This is a genomic window from Microbacterium sp. ZW T2_14 (assembly GCF_044987405.1).
Classification (GTDB): Bacteria; Actinomycetota; Actinomycetes; order Actinomycetales; family Microbacteriaceae; genus Microbacterium.
Map to the genome: position 1 here is coordinate 1 of NZ_JBJDRK010000047.1, position 20,869 is coordinate 20,869.

The following is a 20,869-nucleotide window of genomic DNA, read 5'->3' on the forward strand; positions in this document are numbered from 1 at the left end:
CCGCGGGCGCGGGCGCAGGGCGCGCCGGACCGGGCTTGACCGCGGGACCGGGCTTCACGGCGGATGCACCGGGCTTGGCGCCGGCGGCGGGCGACGCCGCTGCGGGCTTCGCCGCGGGGGCCGCGTCAGCCGTCTTGCTCATGCCGTCGGCTTCGAGCGCAGCGCGGAGCTTCCGCGCTACGGGGGGTTCGATGGTGGACGAGGGGCTCTTGACGTATTCGCCGAGCGCCTTCAGCTTCTCGAGCGCGACCTTGCTGTCGACGCCGAGCTCGGAAGCGATCTCGTGCACGCGTGGTTTGGCAGCCACAAATTCTCCTGTCTGGGTCCACCCAGACAGGGCAGACCGTTAATCGCGGACGGGTCTCATTTCGAGCCGTTCACTTTGTTTCCATAGCCGTTCAGCCTTTTGTTCGCTGTAGGTACTGGTCGATGGTCTGCGTGTCAAGCGGGCCTGACACACGCAATGCTCGTACGAAGGCACGGCGCCGGAGTGCGGCATCCATGCACTCCGGTGTCTCGTGCACCCACGCGCCTCGTCCGGGCATCGATGCGCGCTCGTCGAGGACGAGGACGGAATCGATGGAAACCACCCTGAGGAGAGTGGACCGGGGAGCACGCGTGCGGCATCCGACGCACGTTCGTACAGGTTCCATGTTACCACCGGGGCGATATGCCCCAGACCCCTCGTCTCAGCTCTCCTCGAGGATGCTGTCGGGCTGGATGTCGATCTTCGCGCCGGTCAGCTTGGCGGCCAGGCGGGCGTTCTGGCCCTCCTTGCCGATCGCCAGCGACAGCTGGTAGTCCGGCACGAGCGCGCGGACGGCCTTGTTCGAGGCATCCAGGATGAAGCTCGAGGTCACCTTCGCCGGCGACAGCGCGTTCGCGACGAACTTCGCCAGCTCGGGGTCGTAGTCGACGATGTCGATCTTCTCGCCGCCGAGCTCCTCGGTCACGGCACGCACGCGCCGGCCGAGCTCGCCGATGCAGGCGCCCTTGGCGTTGATGGACGGGTCGTTCGCCTTGACGGCGATCTTGGTGCGGTGGCCGGCTTCGCGCGCCAGTGAGACGATCTCGACGAGCCCGGCGGGGATCTCGGGAACCTCGAGCGCGAACAGCTTGCGCACGAGACCGGGATGCGTGCGGGACACCGTGATCTGGGGTCCCTTGGTGCCCTTGGCGACCGACGTCACGTACACGCGCAGGCGGGCGCCGTGCGCGTAGTCCTCGCTGGGGACCTGCTCCTCGGGCGGCAGGATGGCCTCGACCGAGCCGAGATCCACGTGCACCATGCGGGGGTTCGGGCCCTGCTGCACGATGCCGGCGACGATGTCGCCCTCCTTGCCGCGGAACTCCCCCAGCACGGCGTCGTCGGCGATGTCGCGCAGACGCTGGCTGATGACCTGCTTCGCGGCGAACGCGGCGATGCGGCCGAAGTCCTCCGGCGTCGACTCCTCTTCGCCGATGACCGCGCCTTCGTCGTCGAGGACGGGGATGAACACCGCCACGTGACCGGTCTTGCGGTCCAGTTCCGAGCGCGCGCCGTCCGGCAGCTCGCCGGTGGGCGAGGTGTGCTTGGCGTAGGCGGTCAGGATCGCCTGTTCGATGATGCGCACGAGCTCGTCGAAGGGGATCTCCTTCTCGCGCTCGACAGTTCGCAGCAGTCCGAGATCGATGTCCACAATGGCCTCCGTATTCAGCTCTCACCGGCGCGTCGACGCACGCCGGAACCCTCCAACATTACCGGATGCCGCGGCGCGCGGTTCCGGACCCGATGAGCGTTCGCGTCCCGGTCACTCCGGGCAGTCGTCGACGTGGGTATCGGCGTGACGGAAGCGCGCGTCGGTCCAGGAGATCAGCACCGGGATGAAGTGCGATCTCGGCAGCAGCGTGCGCAGGTGGTCGTAGCCGCGGTACTCCAGGACGCGCACCTGGTTGCCCTCGGCGCACAGCCGCTCCACGAACTCGTGCTGGAGGTGCGCCGGAATGACCTCGTCCTCGTCGCCCCAGGCGATCAGGATCGGCTGGTCCCACGGACCGGTCGGCGTGTTGTCCTCGAGGCGGCGGCCGAGCGCGCCGGCCGTGAGGTCGCCGACGAACAGCGGGCGGTCCTCCGAGACGCCGAGAGCCGTCGCCACCGACACCATCACGCCCGGCTCCGAGGGGCAGCGCTGCGTCATCTCGCGCACGATCGCCTCCGACCCCGGCGCGATGTAGTCGGTGAGGTCGATGTCGTCGTACGTGTCGGCATACGGCACGAGCACCCACGAGATGAGGATCGACAGCAGCGCGTTCGCATCGCCGCTGGTCAGCTCTTCCGCCAGCTGCAGCGGCTGCCCCGCCGGCGCCAGCAGGGCGGTGCCGCGCACGTCGATGTCCGGCGCGTAGTCACCGGCGATCTGCGATGTCCACAGGGCCGCGTGACCGCCCTGCGAGTGACCCCACACGACGGTGCGGCGCGACAGGTTGAGCCCGTCGATCTCGCCGGCGGCCAGGATGGCGTCGAGCGAGGACCGCGCCTCGCCGCGGCCGATGAGGTACGGGAACACCCCTGGCGCCCCCTGACCCGCGTAGTCGGATGCCACGACGACCCATCCCCGCGCGACGGCCTCGTCCAGGCCCGGGATCGCCCACTTCGTGGCGGAGGCGTCGCGCAGGCTGGGCGCGCACCCGCGCGCCACGCCGGTCGTCCCGTGGTTCCACGACACCACCGGCCGCGGGCCGGGCGGCGCCTCGTGCGGCACGATCACGAGCGCGCTCGCCACCGCCGGCTGGCCGTTGGCGTCGCGGGTCGTGTAGAGGATGCGCTGCACGTCGGCACCGGGCGGCTTCTGCCCCGAGAAATCGTCGATGCGGATCAGGCGGCCGTGCTCGTACGGCACGACGGCCGGCGGGTCGTAGAACCCGTCCACGATCTGAGCGCCGTCCTCGAACCACGAGTTGGCCCACCAGCCGCCGGCGGCGAGCGCGATCAGCAGCGCCGACAGGGCGTAGCGGCCGACGGCCAGCCAGACCGCGCGCGTACGGCCACGCCGGCTTGCAGCGGCCGACGCGGAGGGCGAGACGGATGCCGCGGCATCCGTGTCGGCACGGTCAGGCGCAGGTTCGCCCGTCGCCGGGACCGAGCCCCGGCCTTCGACGAGCGCCCGCACCGCCCGGACGAGCATCGACGCGCCGAAGACCACCGTGCGCACACCGAAGACGACGGCGACCACGAGCACGGTCACATCGGGCCATGCGTACGACAGGATGGCGAACGCGATCTGCGCGCCGCCCCAGACGCCGGCCAGCACGCGCTGGCTGATGCTGCCGCGGCGCAGCGCGTCGTAGATCGACGCCAGGCCGCCGAGCACGAGCAGCACCGCGATGATCCCCGGCAGGAGCTCCAGGGTGCGACCGAGCCCGAGGAGGATCGCCAGGCCGAGCGCGATCCAGACGGCCCCGAATCCGACGCGGGACCACAGGGCCGTCTCAGGAGCGGAGAGCATCCGTGCGACGCCCGAGAAGATGGCGCTGAGCCCGACGTACACCGTCAGCAGCACCAGGGAGGTGAGGGGCCGGGTGACGATCAGGAGCCCGACCAGGAGCGAGAGCGCCCCGACCACCACGAGCACCACGGGAGGTGCCCCGCGCACGAGGCGCGGCACCACGCTCCAGCCGTACACGGGGGTTCGACGGCCCTCGCGGATCATCCGCCCCATCATAGGCGCGGGTGCGGATGGGCGCCCGCGCACGCGGACGGCGAGCCGCGTGCCACGACGGGCCCCGCTCCACCCCGGCGGCGGGCCCGGACGCGATCCGCCCACCGCACGGCGCCGGCCGTCGGATGCGTAGGCGTCATGCCGCCCGCGTCAACCCCCTCCAGCGCTTGGGTGTGCGGTCTAGCGTGAGGACGTGAAAGCCAACGCCAAGCACCTGGCCCGCGAAGCGGAGTCGAGTGCGGTCTTCGAGGCGATGGCTCGTGCAGGGTATGTCGCCAACGGCGTCATCCACATCCTCATCGGGATCATCGTCATCGTGCTGGCATCGGGCGGCCGCGGGGAGGGCGACCAGGCGGGCGCGATGAAGGCCGTGGCCGGTGCGCCGGCGGGCTTCATCGTGCTGTGGCTCATCGCGATCGGCCTGTGGGCGCTGGGCGTGTGGCGTGCCGCCGAAGGACTCCTCGCGCGCGACCGGTCCGGCGACGCCAAGGGCGCCGCGCGCAAGTGGGGCCGGCGGCTGGCGGAATGGGGGCAGGCCGTCGTCTTCCTCGCGTTGGGTGCCATCTCCGCGGCGATCGCGATGGGCGCACGTCCGAACGCCGAGAAGACGGCCGAGGACGCCAGCCGAGGACTGCTGCAGACGCCCGGCGGTGGAATCCTGCTGGGACTCGTCGGGATCGGGATAGGGATCGGCGGCGTCTCGTTCGTCGTGATGGGGATCAGGCGGAGCTTCCGCACGCGCATGCGGATCCCGGACGGCAAGCGCGGGCGGACGCTCACCACGCTCGGCGTCGTCGGCTTCGTCGCGAAGGGCGTGGCGCTGACGATCGTCGGGGTGCTGCTTCTCGTCTCGGCGGTCGGCACGGACGCCAAGACGGCCGGCGGGCTGGACGGCGCGATCGACGCGATGCTCGCGGTGCCGCTCGGGCCGGCCCTCGCCTACGTCGTCGGCGTCGGCTTCCTCGCCTACGGCGTCTTCACCATCGCCCGCGCGCGCTTCGCGCGCATGTGAAGCGCGACTCCCGTGACCTCGCTCCCGGGTGACGTGGGGGTGCGAGCGCGCTGGGGCGTGGCATCCGTCCTGTCAATGCCCTGGAGCGGATCGGCGGGAACACCGATTCTGGGGGCATGACACATGCAGAAGAGGATCTGGTCACCGGCCCCGAGGCGATCGCCCGGGTCAAGGAACTGGTCGAGGACATCGACTTCACGATGCTCACCACCCGGGATGCCGCGGGCAACCTCGTGAGCCGGCCGATGAGCACGCGGCAGATGGACGACGCCGGCGACATCTGGTTCTTCACCCTCGCCGGGACCGGCAAGGTCGCCGAGGCGCAGGCGGACCCGCAACACGACGTCGGCCTGTCGTACCTCGATTCGAAGGGGCACCGCTATGTCTCGGTCGCGGGGCGCGCCGAGGTCGTGCGCGACGAGGCGAAGATGAAAGAGCTCTACTCCCCCAGCCTCGACATCTGGTTCGAGGACGGACTGGACACGCCGGGCATCGTGCTGCTGCGCGTCACCCCGGTCGAGTGCGAGTTCTGGGAGCCCCGCCACGGCAAGCTGGTCGCCGCAGCCGGGATGCTGAAGGCGCTCGTGACGAAGGACACACCCGACGACACCATGTCGCACGGCAAGGTCACCTGCTGACCGGCGCCGGATGCCGCGCCGCCGGAGGTGAGGCGGCGCGGCTCTCGGCGGCGTCAGGCGGTCAGCCGCGGTAGACCTGGACGACCGACGGGCGCGGCGCTGTCGGCACGGCGCCCGGCACGGTCGACCCGTAGTCGGGGAACAGCGAGGTGGGCGTCGCGAACGTGCCGCCCTCGCCGGGGTGCTGCACCGCGACGAACACGAGCCCCTCCTTGTCGTGGATCACCGGGCCGCACGTCTCAGCCTCGCGCGGGACGGAGAGGAACTGCTGCACATGGCCGCGCTCGGCGCCTTCCAGCGGCACGAGGAAGAGGCCGTCGTTGTAGCCGATCGTGCTCGGTGCGCCGTCGGTGGAGATCCAGAGGTTGCCGGCCGAATCGAACGCGATGTTGTCGGGGCAGGAGATCGGCGACACGAGCTCGCGCGGGAACCCGGCGAAGTACGAGTTGGCGAAGGTCGCCGGGTCGCCGCAGAGGAGCAGGATGCTCCAGCCGAACGTGGTGCCGGACTGCCCCGCCGTCTCGGTCAGCTCCACCACGTGCCCGTAGCGGTTGCCGGTGATCGGGTTGGTCTCGTCGATCGTCGCCGCCGAGCGGGCGGAGTTGTTGGTGAGAGCCAGGTACACCTTGCCGGTCTTGGGGCTCGGCTCGACGTCCTCGGGGCGGTCCATCTTCGTCGCGCCCACCGCGTCCGCCGCGAGACGCGTGTGGACGAGGACCTGCTCGGTCGTGAAGCCGGGCACGACGCTCTGACCGTTCTGCGTCAGCGCGAGCCAGCTGCCGGAGCCGTCGAACATCCCATCGCTCGGAAGCGCGCCGGTGCCGATGATCTCGCCGGCGGGCGAGTTGCCCCGGAACTGGGCGACGTACAGGTCGCCCTCGCTCAGCAGCTGCAGGTTCTTCTTGCGCGAACCCGAGATCTTGTTCTTCGACACGAACTTGTACAGGTAGTCGTTGCGCTCGTCGTCGCCCATGTAGGCGACCACGTGGCCGTCTTCGGCCACGATGACGTTCGCGCCCTCGTGCTTGAAGCGGCCCATGGCGGTGTGCTTGCGGGGCGTCGAGGTCGGGTCCTGCGGGTCGATCTCGACGATGTAGCCGAACCGGTTGGGCTCGTTGACGTAGTCGGGGTTGTGCGCGTCGAAGCGGGGGTCGTACTTCTCCCACCCGGTCGACGTGGACGTCGACGCAGTCGCCTGGTAGCGCTTCTGGGCCGCGGTGTCGGCCGCCCACGCGAAGTAGCCGTTGAAGTTCTCCTCGCCCGACAGGATGGTGCCCCACGGGGTCGTGCCGCCGGCGCAGTTGCCGAGCGTGCCGTGCACCCAGCGACCCTCGGGGTCGGCGGCGGTCTTCACCAGGTCGGTGCCGGCCGCGGGACCGGTCAGCTCGAAGACGGTCTCGACCGTGATCCGGCGGTTGCGGGCGCCGTCGACGACGTACGACCAGGGCTCACCCGTGCGCCTGCGGCGGATCTCGACGACCGACATGCCCTGCGCCGCCTTGAACACGTCGCCGCGGCGCTGGAGCTCCGCCGGGTCGGTCGACGGCGGGAACATGATCTCGGGGTTGACGTACTCGTGGTTGTTCACGAGGACGCCGGTCTTGCCGCTGGGGTCGGCCACGATGTCGAGGTAGTCGGAGTTGTACCCGAACTGCAGGGCCTGAGCCGCGGGCGACTGCCCGTTGATGTCGAATGCCGGAGCGTTCGAGAACAGCGGGTCGCCCCAGCGGATGATCGGCCGCCAGGTGTAGCCCGACGGCACCGTGAACTCGTCGACGAGCCGGTTCACCGGCGCGATCGGATCGAACGGCAGACTGCCGCCGGCCGGACGGCCGAACGCCGCACCCGCTCCTGCGACGCCGGCCGAGCCGGGGGAAGACAGCGGCGCCTGCGACCGAAGACCGCCCACGGCGATCGCGAGCGCCCCCGCAGCACCGAGACCGAGCAGCGCACGGCGCGACAGTGCCGCCGAGGCCACCTCCTGGAACGTCTCGTTGTGCGACGAGTTGCACTCCGGCCCCAGGCACGCGTTCGCGCACTTGTACTGGCAGGTCGCGGCGAGGCGCTTGCCCCGCGCGTGCTCGGCGAGGGGAAGGGAACGTCGGAATCCTTCGATGATGCTCACGAGGGCCCTCTCTGCAGGCATGGCGTCGGCCGTGAATGCCGTCAGCCTCGCCCCGCGCGGCGACGCCCACCGGAACCGCAGGTGAACGGCGAGCGACGGAACCATGAGAACGGCCTCATCCAGCAGGCGGGTCGCCTCCGCCTCATCCCGGAGACGGATGCCGCGGCTCACGCCTCGGCGCGGCTCTCACCGTCCCCGGTGCGGGCCGTCGGGTCAGGCCGCCGGCGCGGAGTCGAGCGCGTTGACGGCCCTGATCAGGCGATACAGCTCGCCCACGCGGAACTGGTTGAGCCGCAGCACCAGGCGCGGCAGCTCGACGCGATCGTCGTCCTCGCGCTCGATCGTGAGCGCGCCGCGGTGCTCGATGCGTCCCTCGGCGAGCAAGGCGCCGAACTCGGCGTTCAACGCCGACACCTCGGCATCCGTCGGCTCGTTCTTCAGGCGCAGCACCAGGCGTTTGCCGACCCATCGCAGCGAATCGTAGTTCCGGTAGAAGCCGGTCAGCGCGGCCACGGCGGACTCGATCGAATCGGTCACCACCACGCGATCGAAATCGCCCGCTGAGATGACTCCCGAGGGCAGCAGATGGTCGTCGACGAACCGTCGGAGTCCCGACCAGAACGTCCCGCCCGGGGCGTCCAGGAGTACGATCGGCGTCGGATCCGCCTTGCCCGTCTGCTGGAGGGTGAGCAGCTCGAACATCTCGTCCAGCGTTCCGAAACCGCCGGGAACGCACACGAAGCCCTTGGACTCCTTCACCAGCATGAGCTTGCGCGTGAAGAAGTACTTCATGGTGACGTTCCGCGCATTCTCGCCGACGAGAGCATTGGGCTTCTCTTCGAACGGCAGCCGGATCGACACGCCCAGCGAGTTGCGCACGCCGGCTCCCTCGGCCGCCGCCTGCATGATGCCGGGACCGGCACCCGTGACGACCATCCAGCCGTGCTCGGCGAGCGCCGCCGCCACGTCCGACGCCTGCCGGTACAGGGCGTCCTCGGGCAGCGTGCGCGCCGAGCCGAAGATCGTGACCTTCGGCACGTCCTCGTAGGGCGCGAACAGCTGGAACGCCGCGCGCATCTCGGTGAGCGCCGAGCTCGCGATCTTCAGATCGAGTCGGTCGGCGCCGTCGATCCCCAGCCCGATCCCGGTCGCGACGATCCGCGCGATGAGATCGGCGTTCTCGCTGATCCCGGCGTCGGCGAGCATCCGGCGCATGTCTTCGGTCACTTCGGGCGGCACCGCGGCGCTGTGGTTCATGACACCACGTTGCCACGTCCCACCCGGATCCGGGCCGACATGGGCGGATCGCCCGGCTCAGCCGTTGCGACCCCAGCGACCTCCGACCATCAGCGTGCCGTCAGGCGCGCCACCGCATCCGCGCGGGATACGGTCTCGCGCTCGCCGGTGCGGCGATCCCAGAGCTCGACCTGGCCCTCGGCGGCGCCACGGCCGACGATGACGATCTTCGGCACTCCGACGAGCTCGGCATCGCCGAACTTCACGCCCGGCGACACCTTGGGGCGATCGTCGTAGAGCACGTCGAGTCCGGCCGCCTCGAGCTCGTCCGACAGCTGCGCCGCGACGTCGAACATGACCGCCTCGCGGCCCGCCGCGACGACGTGCACGTCGAACGGTGCCACCGACGCCGGCCAGATGAGGCCCTTGTCGTCGCTGTTGAGCTCGGCGATGATCGCGAGGATGCGCGTGACGCCGATGCCGTACGAGCCCATCGTGACGGTCACGAGCTTGCCGTTCTCGTCGAGCACCTTCAGGCCCAGCGCGTCGGCGTACTTGCGGCCGAGCTGGAAGACGTGGCCGATCTCCATGCCGCGGGCGAGCTCGACCGGGCCCGAGCCGTCGGGTGCCGGATCCCCGGCGCGCACAGTGGCGACCTCGATGAAGCCGTCGCCGGCGAAGTCCCGACCGGCGACCAGGGTGTGCACGTGCTTCTCGTCGATGTTCGCGCCGGTGATCCACGCGGTGCCGTCGACGACCCGCGGGTCGAGCAGGTAGCGGATGCCGGTGGCCGACTCCTCGCCGAGCACCGCCCCGGTCGCGGACCACGGACCGATGTAGCCCTTCACGAGGAGCGGGTTCTTCTCGAAGTCCTCCGGCGTGGCGGGCTCCACCTCAGCCGGAGCGAACGCCACCTCGACGCGCTTGTCGTCGATGTCGCGGTCGCCGGGCACACCGATGATCACGAGCTCGCGCGTGCCGTCGAGATGCTTCAGCGCCAGCACGACGTTCTTGAGCGTGTGGGCCGCCGTCCAGCCGGTCGCGCCGTCGGTCGCGGGCCCGCCGATCCCCGAGTCGGGCGCGTCGAGATGCGCGTTGGCGTGGTCGACCAGCGTCTGGATCGTCGGCGTGTTCGGCGAGTCGAAGACGACCGGCTCGCCGAGCCCGTCGAAGGGGATCGCGTCGGGAACCACGGTCGTGAACGCCTCGACGTTGGCCGCGTAGCCGCCGGCCGAACGCACGAACGTGTCTTCGCCCACCGCCGTCGGGTGCAGGAACTCCTCCGAGCGCGAACCGCCCATGGCTCCGGCATCCGCCTGCACGATGACGTATTCGAGACCCAGCCGCTGGAAGATGCGCTCGTACGCGTCGCGCTGCGCCATGTACGAGGCCTCCAGCCCGGCGTCGGAGGCGTCGAACGAGTAGGCGTCCTTCATCGTGAACTCGCGCCCGCGGAGGAGGCCGGCGCGCGGGCGGGCCTCGTCGCGGTACTTGTCCTGGATCTGGTAGATCGTCAGCGGCAGATCCTTGTACGACGAGTAGAGGTCCTTCACGAGCAGTGTGAAGGCCTCTTCGTGCGTGGGGGCGAGCAGGTAGTCGGCGCCCTTGCGGTCCTGCAGGCGGAAGATGCCGTCGCCGTACTCCTCCCAGCGGCCCGTCACCTCGTAGGGCTCGCGCGGCATGAGCGCCGGGAAGTGGACCTCCTGAGCCCCCGCGGCGCTCATCTCCTCGCGGATGATCCGCTCGAGCTGCCCCTTGACCCGCAGACCCAGCGGCAGCCACGCGAAGATGCCCGGCGCCTGGCGCCGGATGTAGCCGGCGCGCACGAGGAGCCGGTGGCTCGTGACCTCCGCATCGGCGGGGTCTTCACGGAGCGTGCGGAGGAAGAAATGCGACAGACGGGTGACCACGAGGGTCAAGTCTAGGGCGAGCGGATGCCGCGCCTCGCGGCGGTCGGCCGGAGCAGGTGTCCGCACCCCGGGCTGATCTCAGAGCGCGGGCAGCCCGTCGAGCGAGACCGCGTTCTTCTGGGCCCGGTAGGCGTCGAGCCCGTCGGGTCCCTTCTTCTCGGCCCAGGGCCGGATGATGTCCCGGTCTGCGACGAAGTCCATCTGCGGCACGCCCCACCCGCACGAGTCGGAGACCCGTTCGACGTCGACGACGATCACGGCCCGCGCGCCGAGGTGCCCGGGGTGCGCGGCCTCGACCTCGGCGAAGAGCTCATCTCCCGGTAGCACCACGCGCCCACGGCCGTGCAGCCGCACGATCCGCGGCCGCGCGTCGAACGAGCAGAACATGAGCGTGATGCGCCCGTTCTCGCGCAGATGCGCGATCGTCTCGGCGCCGCTGCCGGTGAGGTCGAGCCACGCGACGGTGTTCTCGTCGAGGACGCTCAGGCTGTCGAGCCCGCGTGGCGACACGTTCACCCGCCCGTCGGCGCCGAGCGGCGCGGTGGCGACGAAGAAGAGATGCTGCGCGGCGATCCACTCCCGCAGGGATGCGTCGATGCCGTCGAAGACCTTGCCCATTGTCCGAGTCTGGCACCCGGCGCGCAGTCCCCCGAACGCGAGCGGCGTCGCGCCGTCGGGCGACGCCGCGGTCGCAGGAAGGTGCAGCGGTCGTGTCGCGTCAGGGGGCCGGCCGTCACACCCGGCGCCTGCCGAGGTGCAGCACCTCGCGCACCACGAGCCCGGCCACCAGGGCCCAGAACGCCGCGCTGATGCCCGCGATCGCCACGCCCGACGCGGCGACGAGGAACGTCACGACGGCCGGCAGCCGCTCCCCCGGGTCGTCGATCGCCTGCTGCACCGCCGAGCCGAAGGCGCCGAACAGCGCGATGCCGGCGACGGCCGGGATGACGGCCTCGGGAGCGACCACCACCAGCGCCACGAGTGCCGCCGACAGGCCTCCCAGCACGATGCCGCTGGCGCCCGTCGATACACCGGCGACCCAGCGCCGCTTCGGGTCCGGGTCGGCGTCGGGGGCCGCGGCGAGCGCCGCGCTGATCGCGGCGAGGCTGATCGCGTGCCCGCCCGCCGTCGCGCCGATCGCCGTGCCGACGCCGGTGACGAGCATCGCGGGCCGCCACGGCACCTCGTAGCCGAAGCTGCGCATGATCGCGACGCCCGGCACGTTCTGCGACGCCATCGTCACGAGGAAGAGCGGCAGCGCGAGGCCCACGACCGCCCCGAAGGTCAGGGTCGGGGCGGTGAACTCGAGCCGCGGCACCAGCAGCGCCGGGTCGATCGTCGCTCCCGTGAGCACCATGTCAACCCCCACGACCGCCGCTGCAGCGAGGAACGCCAGGGGCACCGCCCACCGCGGCGCGACGCGCACGAACACGAGCCACGTGAGCACGACGGGGACGACGCCCCACGGGTTCGCGGCGAGTCCGGTGATCGGCGCGAGACACAGCGGCAGCAGCACGCCGGCGAGCATCGCCTGGGCGATCGAGGGCGGGATGCGAGCGATGAGCCGGCCGAGCTGCGGCCAGAGGGCCGTCAGCAGGATGAGTGCCGCCGTGACGAGGAACGCTCCGACGGCGGCAGGCCAGCCTCCCTCGACGGCGCCCGTCGCGGCGAGCACGGCGGCGCCTGGCGTCGACCAGGCGACGGTGATCGGCATCCGGTACCGCCATGCGAGCAGGATCGCGGACGCACCCATCGTGAGGCAGAGCACGAGGAGCCCGCTGGCCGCCTGGGCACGAGAGGCGCCCACCGCGTCGAGACCGGTCAGGACGACCGCGAAGGAGCTCGTGACGCCGACCAGCGCCGTCACGACTCCAGCGACGATGGGCCGCGACAGCGGTGCCGTCTCGGTCGGCGCGGGGACGGACGAGGCGCTCACGAGGCCTGCCTTCCGCGATAGACCGCCGTCCGGAGCTCGACCTCCCAGACGTCGCTGCGGGGCATCCCCATCCGGTGCGCCACGGCGACCTCGGCATCGACGTCGTACGGCACGCGCACGAAGCGCACCTCGAACGGCGCCGGCGTCTCCGCGTCGAGCACTCCCTCGAGGATGACGTAGCTCGGCGTCGGCTCGTCGAGCGGGTTGCCGACGCTGCCGCTGTTGAAGAGCGTGCGGCCGTCGCGCGACTCCAGATAGGTGTCGTGGATGTCGCCGTAGCCGACGACGGTCGGCTCCGGGCCGTCGCCGGTCATCGCGGTGGCGCGGAACATGCCGTCGAACTCCTCGTCGGTGTGGTGGAACCGCACACGGGTGTGGGGACTCTCGGCCGACGCGTGGAAGAGCCGGATGCGCCGGCCGCTCATCACGAGGTCGTGGCTCAACGGGAGCCGGCCGAGCCACTGTCGCTGCGTGACGGAGAGCTCGTCGCGCCACCACCGCATGTCTTCGGGCTGGTCGTCGCCGAGGACGCCGATGAAGTCGTCCCAATTGCCGCGGACGTTCACCGCGCACGCCTCGCGGACACGCTCCGTGACGGCGGCGCCCCGCGGCCCCTTGCCGATGTTGTCGCCGAGATTGATGATCGGACGGATGCCGCGGCCCGCGATGTCGTCGAGCACCGCCTCCAGGGCGGTCAGATTGCCATGGACGTCGGAGATGACGGCGATCCGGTCGAGGGGCACCTTCGGATCATGCCACGGCTCTCCCGCGTTTCTCACGCATCCCGCCCGTGCAGTCTCGACGATTGAACCTTGTGCGGCGCCGGCGCGGATGGTGGGATGTCGACGGGGAATCGCAGCACACGATGTGTCCGGTGCCGACAGCCGGACAGGGTGGAGAGACGGATGCCGCAGCCGACCGCGCGCGCCAGCATGACCGTGACCGTGATCGCAGTGGCAGCCGCCCTCTCGGTGGCACCCGGCGCCGCTCTGGCGGTCGAGCCGGACGAAGTGGGTGTCTTCCCGACGTGGAGCGTGTCCGGCAGTTCTGGCGCCTTCTCGGCGACGCCGACGTTCCCGGCCTCCGCCGGATTCCCTGCCACGACGCTGACCTCGACAGGGTCGACACTCGCCTCGCCGTCGGGCGTGACAGCCTTCCTCGGTGCGGGGACGGACTTCGGTGCCGAGTACGGCACGACCCGCTCCCAGCCGTACCTCACGCTGTCGCCGGCAGGCTCGGCCAACTCCGAGACCACCATCTCGTTCGACGGCGCGCCGCCGGCGGGCTGGGGCTTCACCCTCGGCGACATCGACGCCGACTGGGCGTATATCGAGGCGTTCTCCACGCCGGGTCTCTCCGGTCCCCTGCCGTTCACGTCTCTCGGCTTCCAGTCGGCCGGGAACTACTGCAACGCCTCGCCGCGCCCCGGGGCGTGTGCGAACCCGCCCTACACCGACGTCCCCGTCTGGGTGACGGCACCCGAGTTCTTCGACGGCACGAATTACACGCCCGGCACGCTTCGTGGCAACAGCCTGCCCGGTGCGCCCGCAGCCACCCGCGACACGTCCGGCGCCTATGCCTGGTTCCAGCCCGACCCGTCGGTGCGCAGCATCCGGATCACTTTCGGCATTCGTGACGGGTCCCCCTCCGGGCAGCTGTGGCTCGCCGCTCCCGCGCCGAAAGTCGTCATCACCGGCACCGTGACGACGCCGGGGGCTCCGGCGGGAGCGCTCGCGCCGGAGGGCACCGTCGTGCAGATCCTGGAGGCTGACGGAGAGCCCGTACTCGACATCGAGGACCAGCCCCTCACCGTGCCGGTCGATTCCGCGACCGGCTCCTACACGGTGGAGCTGGAGCAGGCCGAGGCGGGCTACCAAGGCGCGGTGATCGTGCCGCCGGGATACATCGCTCCGGCACCCGTCGCGCTCCCCGGGCTGCCGGACGACCCGGAGACCCTGACCGCCATCGCGCCGGCCATCGTGGTGGAGGCAGTGCCGACGGCGCCGTCTCCGAGCCCGAGTGCGCCGGCGCCCGCCGCTGTCCCCGCTGCAGCGCCGCAGCTCGCGGCCTCCGGCACCGAAGTTCCCGGCGCCATCGGCGTCGGCGCGGTGCTGATGGCCGTCGGCATCGCACTTGTCGCGCGCTCCGCGCGGCGGCGGACGGCGCCCACGTCGCACACGGGGAGCCGCTGAGGAGTCCCGCAGTCGGCACCGCCCCTCGCGCCGCGCGCGAGATAGGTTCGTTCCTCGTGACCCGCTTCTCCGTCGTCCCCTCGTCGTACGTCTATCTCCGCCGCGGCGGCGCGGTGCTGCTGCAGCTGCGGCAGAACACGGGTTACATGGACGGATGCTGGGCAGCCGGCGCCGCGGGCCACGTCGAGCTCGGCGAGACCGCGGTCGCTGCCGCCGCCCGCGAGGTCCTCGAGGAGCTCGGGCTGACGATCGCGCCGGACGCACTCTCTCCGATCGCGGTGATGCAGCGCAGCGACGGCACCGACAATCCGACAGAGCAACGGGTCGACTGGTTCTTCGTGTGCGATGACTGGGACGGGGAGCCGCAGATCCTGGAACCTCTCAAGTGCGCCGAGCTGCGGTGGTTCGACCTCGACCAGCTGCCGGACGACATGCCTGCCTACGAACGCGAAGCGCTGGTGGCCCTGCGGGACGGGCGGACGGCGACGCTGCTGTCGCACGGCTTCGCCGACTAGCTCGGCGAGGCTGCGTCAGGCCTCGTACTCGGCCAACGCCTCAGCGATCATGCGGTGCCCCTGCGCTTCGAACTCGGCGTCGCCCACCTGGTGAGCCCAGCAGGCGGTGCCGATCGCTTCGCGCAACCGCAGGAGCAGCCAGTGCGACCGGCCCGATCCTCGCTCAGACCCATCGGAGCCGAGCCGCGGATCGCCGCCGTAGCCGTCGAAGAACGCCGTCTCGCAGTCGGGATGCTCACGCCACTCCTGCGCCGCCAGCCGCACGAAGTCGGTCGCGGCCGGGCGGAACGCGAACCGGCCGAAGTCGATCACCCGCACCGTACCGCCGTCCACGAGCCAATTGCGCGGCTGCCAGTCGCCGTGTGTCGGAACCAGATCGACCTCCACCGGCGGCAGCGCGTCGAGCGCGAGACGCAGCCGAGCCTCCACCGCAGGGCCGATGGCGTGCGGCGAGTCCAGCCAGCGCAGCGCGCGGGCCGTGGCCGCGGCATCCGTGCCTTCCGACGGCCGGGCCGCCTGCGCGTGGAAGACCCCCAGCAGCTGCCCCGCGCGGCGGTGCACCTCCGGATCCACACCCGCCGGCGTCCGGTAGGCGAGCTCGCCCGGCAGCCACTCGAGCACCAGGACGCGCGCCGCCCGGTCGGCGTGGAGCAGATGCGCCGCAGAGCCGCTCTCCTGCCACACGGAGACGAAGCCGCCCTCGTGCGCCTCGAGCTCGCGACCGAGATGGTGGTCGCCGTCGCCGGCCGCCTTGACGATCAGCTCGCGACCGGCGTGCCGCACCCGCAGCACGACCGTCTCCACCAGGTTCCAGCTGAGGTCGGCGACGACCTCGGCCCCCGGCAGCCACGCGTCGAGGCGTGCGCGCTGCAGGGCCGAGAGGCGGCCCGGACCCATCAGGACGTGACGACCTGCGCGGTGCCGATCGCGGCATCCGGCCCCATCTCGGCGGCGAGGCGGTTCGCCTCCTCGATGAGGGTCGCGACGATGTCCGCTTCCGGGACGGTCTTGATGACCTGTCCCTTCACGAAGATCTGCCCCTTGCCGTTGCCCGAGGCGACGCCGAGGTCGGCCTCACGGGCCTCACCCGGGCCGTTGACGACGCAGCCCATGACCGCGACACGCAAGGGCACCGTCATGTCCTTCAGACCCTCGGTGACGTTGTCGGCGAGCGTGTAGACGTCGACCTGGGCACGGCCGCAGGACGGGCACGACACGATCTCGAGCTTGCGCTCGCGCAGGTTCAGCGACTGCAGGATCTGGTGGCCGACCTTGACCTCTTCGGCGGGCGGCGCCGACAGCGACACGCGGATGGTGTCGCCGATGCCCTCCGAGAGGAGGATGCCGAAGGCGGTCGCCGACTTGATCGTGCCCTGGAACGCCGGGCCCGCCTCGGTGACCCCGAGATGCAGGGGCCAGTCGCCCCGCTCGCTGAGCAGTCGGTAGGCCTTCACCATGACGATCGGGTCGTTGTGCTTGACCGAGATCTTGAAGTCGTGGAAGTCGTGCTCCTCGAACAGGGACGCCTCCCACACGGCACTCTCGACGAGGGCCTCGGGCGTCGCCTTGCCGTACTTCTCGAGCAGGCGCCGGTCGAGGGAGCCGGCGTTGACGCCGATGCGGAGCGACACCCCCGCCGCCTTGGCGGCGGCGGCGATCGCGCCGACCTGGTCGTCGAACTTGCGGATGTTGCCCGGGTTCACGCGCACCGCGCCGCAGCCGGCGTCGATCGCCTGGAACACGTACTTGGGCTGGAAATGGATGTCGGCGATCACCGGGATCTGGCTCTTCGCCGCGATGATGTGCAGCACGTCGGCGTCGTCCTGCGACGGCACGGCCACACGCACGATCTCGCAGCCCGACGCGGTGAGCTCGGCGATCTGCTGCAGCGTCGCGTTGATGTTGGTCGTCGGCGTGGTCGTCATCGACTGGACGCTGACCGGGGCGTCGCCTCCGACCAGCACCTTGCCCACCTTGATCTGGCGGGTCTTGCGACGGGGGGCGAGCGTTTCGGGGACCTTGGGCATCCCGAGATTGACGGCTGGCACGCCCCCAGCCTACGCGGCGACGCGCACGCCGGGCCCGGTGTCGCCGGGAGCTGCCTGCCGAAGTGCTGAGCGGATGCCGCGACCCACGGCATCCGCTCGCGTACGAGTGCGTCCCGCGCACGGTGTATCTTCCCGGCATGAGCCTGAGCCACCACCTCGGACGCATGACCGGCCGGGACCCGAACGAGGCCCACCGGACAGCGACCCCGCTGGAACTGCTGTTCGACCTGACCTTCGTCGTCGCCTTCAGCCAGATCTCGTCGCAGATGGCGCACTACCTCGAGCTCGGCGACATCGCATCGGCGCTCACCGGATTCGCGTTCACGACGTTCGCGGTGACCTGGGCGTGGATCAACTACAGCTGGCTGGCGTCGGCGTACGACACGGACGACATCTACTTCCGCGTCTCGACACTGATCGTGATGGTGGGCGTGCTCATCGTCGCGCTCGGCGTGCCGGACGTGTTCCACTCCATCGACGACGGCGACCATCTGAACATCACCGTCATGGTCGTCGGCTACGTCGTCATGCGCGTCGCGACCATCGCCCTGTGGATCCGCGCCGCCGTCCAGGACGAGGCGCGCCGCAAGACGTGCGTCGCGTACATCGTCAACGTCTCGATCGCGCAGCTCGGGTGGATCGCGCTCATCTTCATCCACCTGCCCGTCGGCGTGACGCTGGTGTTCACGACACTGCTCATGCTGTTCGAAATGGCCGGCCCGCTGTTCGCCGAGAAGCGCTTCGGGCCCACGCCGTGGCACCCGCACCACATCGCCGAGCGCTATGGACTCCTCGTCATCATCACGCTGGGCGAGGTCATCCTCGGCACGATCCTGGCGATCTCCGCGGTCGTGCAGGGCGACGTGTGGTCGCTGGAGGCGGCCCTGATCGCGTTCGGTGGCACGGCCCTGGCGTTCGGCATGTGGTGGAACTACTTCGCCATCCCCTTCGGCCAGGTGCTGGAACGCCATCGCTGGCGCGGCTTCCCGTGGGGATACCTGCACCTCGTCGTCTTCGGCTCCCTGATCGCCGTGGGGGCAGGGCTCCATGTCGCCGCCAACGTCATCTCGCACCAGGCGCACGTCGACGAGACCTTCGCGGTGCTCAGCATCGCGATCCCGGTGCTCGTCTACGAGACCTTCCTGTTCGGCATCTACGCGCTCACCGTGATGCAGTTCGACCCGTTCCACATCTGGCTCTACCTGGGGTCGGTCGCCGCGCTCGCCGCGGGCGTCATCGCGGTCACGCTCGGGGCCTCGCTCGGGGTGGCGCTGCTCTTCATCGCGTGTGCACCGGCGGTCGTGGTCGTCGGATACGAGACCGTCGGCTGGCGTCACGGCGCCGAGATGCTGGAGCGCGCGCGACAGACGTGACGTCGCTCCGCGGCCGACGGCGGCCACGAGCGGTGTGGTAGGTTCGGCGCATGTCCGCACACCTCACCTGGTGGCTCACCGCATAGGCGGTGGGTTTCGCGCGACCCAGACCGCCCTCGGGGCGGTCTTCTTTTTCGTAAGGGATGCCTCCCCCCACGACGAAAGAACCACAGCCATGACCGGGCCCGCCCACCCCTCGCTCCGCGAGATCGCCGACCGCGGCATCCCCTTCGCCCTCATCGCCCGCGACGACACGACGGTCGAACTGCTGACCGGCGACGTGGTCGATGTCGAACTGCTGGCGGACATCCCGCTGACCGACGCCTCGGGGACACCGCGCGAGGTGCTCGCGCTGGTGCCGTTCCGGCAGGTGCGCGAGCGCGGCTTCGAGTGCCACGACGACGGCGCACCGCTGCGCTGCCTCATCGTCGACGAGCGGACGGCGCTCCCGCGCGACGAAGCCCTGGCACAACTGCCGACCGACCCGGTCGCCCTGCAGGACGCCGGCTTCGACATCGCCGACGAGGAGTACGCCGGCATCGTGCGACGGGTGATCGCCGACGAGATCGGGCGCGGCGAAGGCGCCAACTTCGTCATCCGCCGCGACTTCACCGCGGGTGTGTCCACGGATGCCGCCACCGCCGCCCTCACCTGGTTCCGGGCTCTGCTCGAGCACGAGCGCGGCGCCTACTGGACCTTCGCGATCGTCACACCGGGCCACGTCGCCGTCGGCGCGAGCCCCGAAGCACACGTCAGCGCCCGCGACGGCGTCGTCACCATGAACCCGATCTCGGGCACGTTCCGCCACCCCGCCGGGGGCGCGACCGCCGAGACGCTCACCGAGTTCCTCCGCTCGACGAAGGAGACCGAGGAGCTGTTCATGGTCGTCGACGAGGAGCTCAAGATGATGAGCGCCGTCTGCTCCGACGGCGGCCGCATCACGGGCCCGCACCTCAAGGAGATGTCCCGGCTCACCCACACCGAATACGTCCTGCGCGGGCGCAGCCGGCTGGATCCCCGCGACATCCTCCGCGAGACGATGTTCGCGCCGACCGTCACCGGCTCGCCGATGCAGAACGCCTGCACCGTCATCACCCGGCACGAGACGACGCCCCGCGGCTACTACTCCGGGGTGGCGGCGCTGTTCACCCCGCGCCTGACGCTCGCGGCCGGCGAGGCGACCCACGACTTGGACGCGCCGATCCTGATCCGCACCGCGTATCTGCAGGACGGCCGCCTGCGAGTTCCCGTCGGGGCCACGCTCGTGCGCCACTCGGACCCCTACGGCGAGGTCGGCGAGACGCACGGAAAGGCCGCGGGCGTGCTCGGCGCCATCGGCGCAGTGCCCCGTGACGCCGTGGCTGAGGCCGCCGCCGTGGTCGCCGTGCCCGATGCGGACGTCATCGACGAGGATGCCCCCGCCCCCGCGCCGCGCCGACTCGCGGACGATCCGGCGATCGCCGAGCTGCTGGCATCGCGCAACGGGCGCCTCGCCGAGTTCTGGCTCAACCCGCAGGGCTCGGACGGTCCCGCGCCGTTCGCCGGCCGGTCGGCGCTCGTCGTCGACGCCGAGGATCGCTTCACCACGATGCTCGCCCATCAGCTGCGCCATCTCGGGCTCGACGTGCGGATCGCGCCGTGGGACGAGGTGACCGACGCGCAGATCGATGACGCCGAACTGCTGGTGTCCGGACCCGGGCCGGGTGACCCGCGCGATGAGTCGAACTCCCGCATCCGCCGCATGCGCGACGTGGTCGCGCGACGCCGCGAGAGCGGCCGGCCGATCCTCGCCGTGTGCCTGAGCCACCAGATCCTCGCCGACACCTTCGGGATCGACCTCGCGCCGCTCGACGCCCCGCACCAGGGACTGCAGAAGTCCGTCGACGTGTTCGGGACGCCGGCGTCCATCGGCTTCTACAACACCTTCACGGCCCGCGTCCCGGCCGGCACCACCCGCGCCGGCGAGGCCGAGATCGCGGCCGACGCGTCGGGCGATGTCTACGCACTGCGCGGGCCGGGTTTCGCGTCGGTGCAAGGGCACCTGGAGTCGATCCTGTCGCGCGACGGCATGACGACGCTGCAGCGCCTGGTCGAGCAGGCCCTCGCGCCGGTCACCGTCTGAGCCCGAGGCATCCGCCGCCCCGCGGCATCCGTGGTCCTGTGTGCGGGGTTCGGGGCGCGTCGCG

Annotated in this window: 18 protein-coding genes; 6 read left to right on the top strand and 12 right to left on the bottom strand. The window is 70.9% G+C overall.

Annotated features, from left to right (window positions below; genetic code table 11):
• The 4 genes from ACI3KY_RS15220 to ACI3KY_RS15235 all read right to left on the bottom strand — a co-directional run.
• The coding region (locus ACI3KY_RS15220) for a translation initiation factor IF-2 N-terminal domain-containing protein (protein ID WP_404930995.1) at positions 1–307 on the bottom strand (307 nt) is incomplete at its 3' end.
• Between the two features lie 91 nt (positions 308–398).
• On the bottom strand, positions 399–653 hold the full coding sequence (locus tag ACI3KY_RS15225) for a YlxR family protein (RefSeq protein WP_194413941.1): 255 nt from the start codon (positions 651–653) through the stop codon (positions 399–401).
• Between the two features lie 36 nt (positions 654–689).
• Positions 690–1,679 (bottom strand): transcription termination factor NusA, encoded by a 990-nt coding sequence (nusA, locus tag ACI3KY_RS15230; RefSeq protein ID WP_194413942.1) that lies wholly within the window; start codon positions 1,677–1,679, stop codon positions 690–692.
• Between the two features lie 111 nt (positions 1,680–1,790).
• The gene (locus ACI3KY_RS15235; RefSeq protein ID WP_404930996.1) at positions 1,791–3,689 is read right to left on the bottom strand and encodes a lipase family protein; all 1,899 of its coding nucleotides are present in this window, start codon (positions 3,687–3,689) and stop codon (positions 1,791–1,793) included.
• Between the two features lie 202 nt (positions 3,690–3,891).
• Here ACI3KY_RS15235 and ACI3KY_RS15240 point away from each other — a divergent pair, with 202 nt between their 5' ends.
• Positions 3,892–4,710: a DUF1206 domain-containing protein gene (locus ACI3KY_RS15240; RefSeq protein WP_404930997.1), complete on the top strand. Its 819-nt coding sequence runs from the start codon at positions 3,892–3,894 to the stop codon at positions 4,708–4,710.
• Between the two features lie 116 nt (positions 4,711–4,826).
• The gene (locus ACI3KY_RS15245; protein WP_404930998.1) at positions 4,827–5,348 is read left to right on the top strand and encodes a pyridoxamine 5'-phosphate oxidase family protein; all 522 of its coding nucleotides are present in this window, start codon (positions 4,827–4,829) and stop codon (positions 5,346–5,348) included.
• 61 nt (positions 5,349–5,409) lie between these two features.
• On the opposite strand, the gene ACI3KY_RS15250 is transcribed toward ACI3KY_RS15245, so the two are convergent.
• From ACI3KY_RS15250 to ACI3KY_RS15275, 6 genes are all read right to left on the bottom strand, one after another.
• The gene (locus ACI3KY_RS15250; RefSeq protein ID WP_404930999.1) at positions 5,410–7,473 is read right to left on the bottom strand and encodes a PhoX family protein; all 2,064 of its coding nucleotides are present in this window, start codon (positions 7,471–7,473) and stop codon (positions 5,410–5,412) included.
• A gap of 213 nt (positions 7,474–7,686) precedes the next feature.
• Complete coding sequence (locus ACI3KY_RS15255) at positions 7,687–8,730, bottom strand: TIGR00730 family Rossman fold protein (protein ID WP_404931000.1); 1,044 nt, start codon at positions 8,728–8,730, stop codon at positions 7,687–7,689.
• Positions 8,731–8,819: 89 nt separating this feature from the next.
• On the bottom strand, positions 8,820–10,619 hold the full coding sequence (locus ACI3KY_RS15260; protein ID WP_404931001.1) for a proline--tRNA ligase: 1,800 nt from the start codon (positions 10,617–10,619) through the stop codon (positions 8,820–8,822).
• A gap of 78 nt (positions 10,620–10,697) precedes the next feature.
• Positions 10,698–11,237: a pyridoxamine 5'-phosphate oxidase family protein gene (locus ACI3KY_RS15265; protein ID WP_404931002.1), complete on the bottom strand. Its 540-nt coding sequence runs from the start codon at positions 11,235–11,237 to the stop codon at positions 10,698–10,700.
• A 115-nt stretch (positions 11,238–11,352) separates the two neighbouring features.
• Entirely contained in the window at positions 11,353–12,555 is a 1,203-nt protein-coding gene (locus tag ACI3KY_RS15270) for a benzoate/H(+) symporter BenE family transporter (RefSeq protein ID WP_404931003.1), read from the bottom strand.
• Positions 12,552–13,298, bottom strand: coding sequence for a metallophosphoesterase family protein (locus ACI3KY_RS15275; RefSeq protein WP_404931004.1), 747 nt, complete (start codon positions 13,296–13,298; stop codon positions 12,552–12,554). Before ACI3KY_RS15275 ends, ACI3KY_RS15270 begins: the two co-directional genes overlap by 4 nt.
• Before the next feature lie 162 nt (positions 13,299–13,460).
• On the opposite strand from ACI3KY_RS15275, the gene ACI3KY_RS15280 reads away from it, so the two are divergent.
• Positions 13,461–14,747: a hypothetical protein gene (locus ACI3KY_RS15280; RefSeq protein ID WP_404931005.1), complete on the top strand. Its 1,287-nt coding sequence runs from the start codon at positions 13,461–13,463 to the stop codon at positions 14,745–14,747.
• A gap of 56 nt (positions 14,748–14,803) precedes the next feature.
• Positions 14,804–15,262 carry an NUDIX domain-containing protein gene (locus ACI3KY_RS15285; protein WP_404931006.1) on the top strand — a complete coding sequence of 153 codons (459 nt, stop codon included), beginning with the start codon at positions 14,804–14,806 and terminating at the stop codon, positions 15,260–15,262.
• Positions 15,263–15,277: 15 nt separating this feature from the next.
• On the opposite strand, the gene ACI3KY_RS15290 is transcribed toward ACI3KY_RS15285, so the two are convergent.
• Positions 15,278–16,159: a phosphotransferase gene (locus ACI3KY_RS15290; RefSeq protein WP_404931007.1), complete on the bottom strand. Its 882-nt coding sequence runs from the start codon at positions 16,157–16,159 to the stop codon at positions 15,278–15,280.
• Complete coding sequence (ispG, locus tag ACI3KY_RS15295; RefSeq protein ID WP_404931008.1) at positions 16,159–17,310, bottom strand: flavodoxin-dependent (E)-4-hydroxy-3-methylbut-2-enyl-diphosphate synthase; 1,152 nt, start codon at positions 17,308–17,310, stop codon at positions 16,159–16,161. The genes ACI3KY_RS15290 and ispG overlap by 1 nt, the downstream gene beginning before the upstream one ends.
• 137 nt (positions 17,311–17,447) lie before the next feature.
• On the opposite strand from ispG, the gene ACI3KY_RS15300 reads away from it, so the two are divergent.
• On the top strand, positions 17,448–18,683 hold the full coding sequence (locus tag ACI3KY_RS15300) for a low temperature requirement protein A (protein ID WP_404931009.1): 1,236 nt from the start codon (positions 17,448–17,450) through the stop codon (positions 18,681–18,683).
• A 175-nt stretch (positions 18,684–18,858) separates the two neighbouring features.
• Entirely contained in the window at positions 18,859–20,805 is a 1,947-nt protein-coding gene (locus tag ACI3KY_RS15305; RefSeq protein WP_404931010.1) for an anthranilate synthase family protein, read from the top strand.
• The last annotated feature ends 64 nt before the right edge of the window (positions 20,806–20,869 follow it).

Excerpts from the sequence above, each read along its gene's own strand:
- ACI3KY_RS15245 (WP_404930998.1), top strand. The coding sequence starts at position 4,827 with ATGACACATGCAGAAGAGGATCTGGTCACCGGCCCCGAGGCGATCGCC.
- ACI3KY_RS15235 (WP_404930996.1), bottom strand. The coding sequence starts at position 3,689 with ATGATCCGCGAGGGCCGTCGAACCCCCGTGTACGGCTGGAGCGTGGTG.
- ACI3KY_RS15255 (WP_404931000.1), bottom strand. The coding sequence starts at position 8,730 with ATGAACCACAGCGCCGCGGTGCCGCCCGAAGTGACCGAAGACATGCGC.
- ACI3KY_RS15280 (WP_404931005.1), top strand. The coding sequence starts at position 13,461 with ATGCCGCAGCCGACCGCGCGCGCCAGCATGACCGTGACCGTGATCGCA.
- ACI3KY_RS15225 (WP_194413941.1), bottom strand. The coding sequence starts at position 653 with ATGGAACCTGTACGAACGTGCGTCGGATGCCGCACGCGTGCTCCCCGG.
- ACI3KY_RS15305 (WP_404931010.1), top strand. The coding sequence starts at position 18,859 with ATGACCGGGCCCGCCCACCCCTCGCTCCGCGAGATCGCCGACCGCGGC.
- ACI3KY_RS15290 (WP_404931007.1), bottom strand. The coding sequence starts at position 16,159 with ATGGGTCCGGGCCGCCTCTCGGCCCTGCAGCGCGCACGCCTCGACGCG.
- ACI3KY_RS15265 (WP_404931002.1), bottom strand. The coding sequence starts at position 11,237 with ATGGGCAAGGTCTTCGACGGCATCGACGCATCCCTGCGGGAGTGGATC.
- ACI3KY_RS15300 (WP_404931009.1), top strand. The coding sequence starts at position 17,448 with ATGAGCCTGAGCCACCACCTCGGACGCATGACCGGCCGGGACCCGAAC.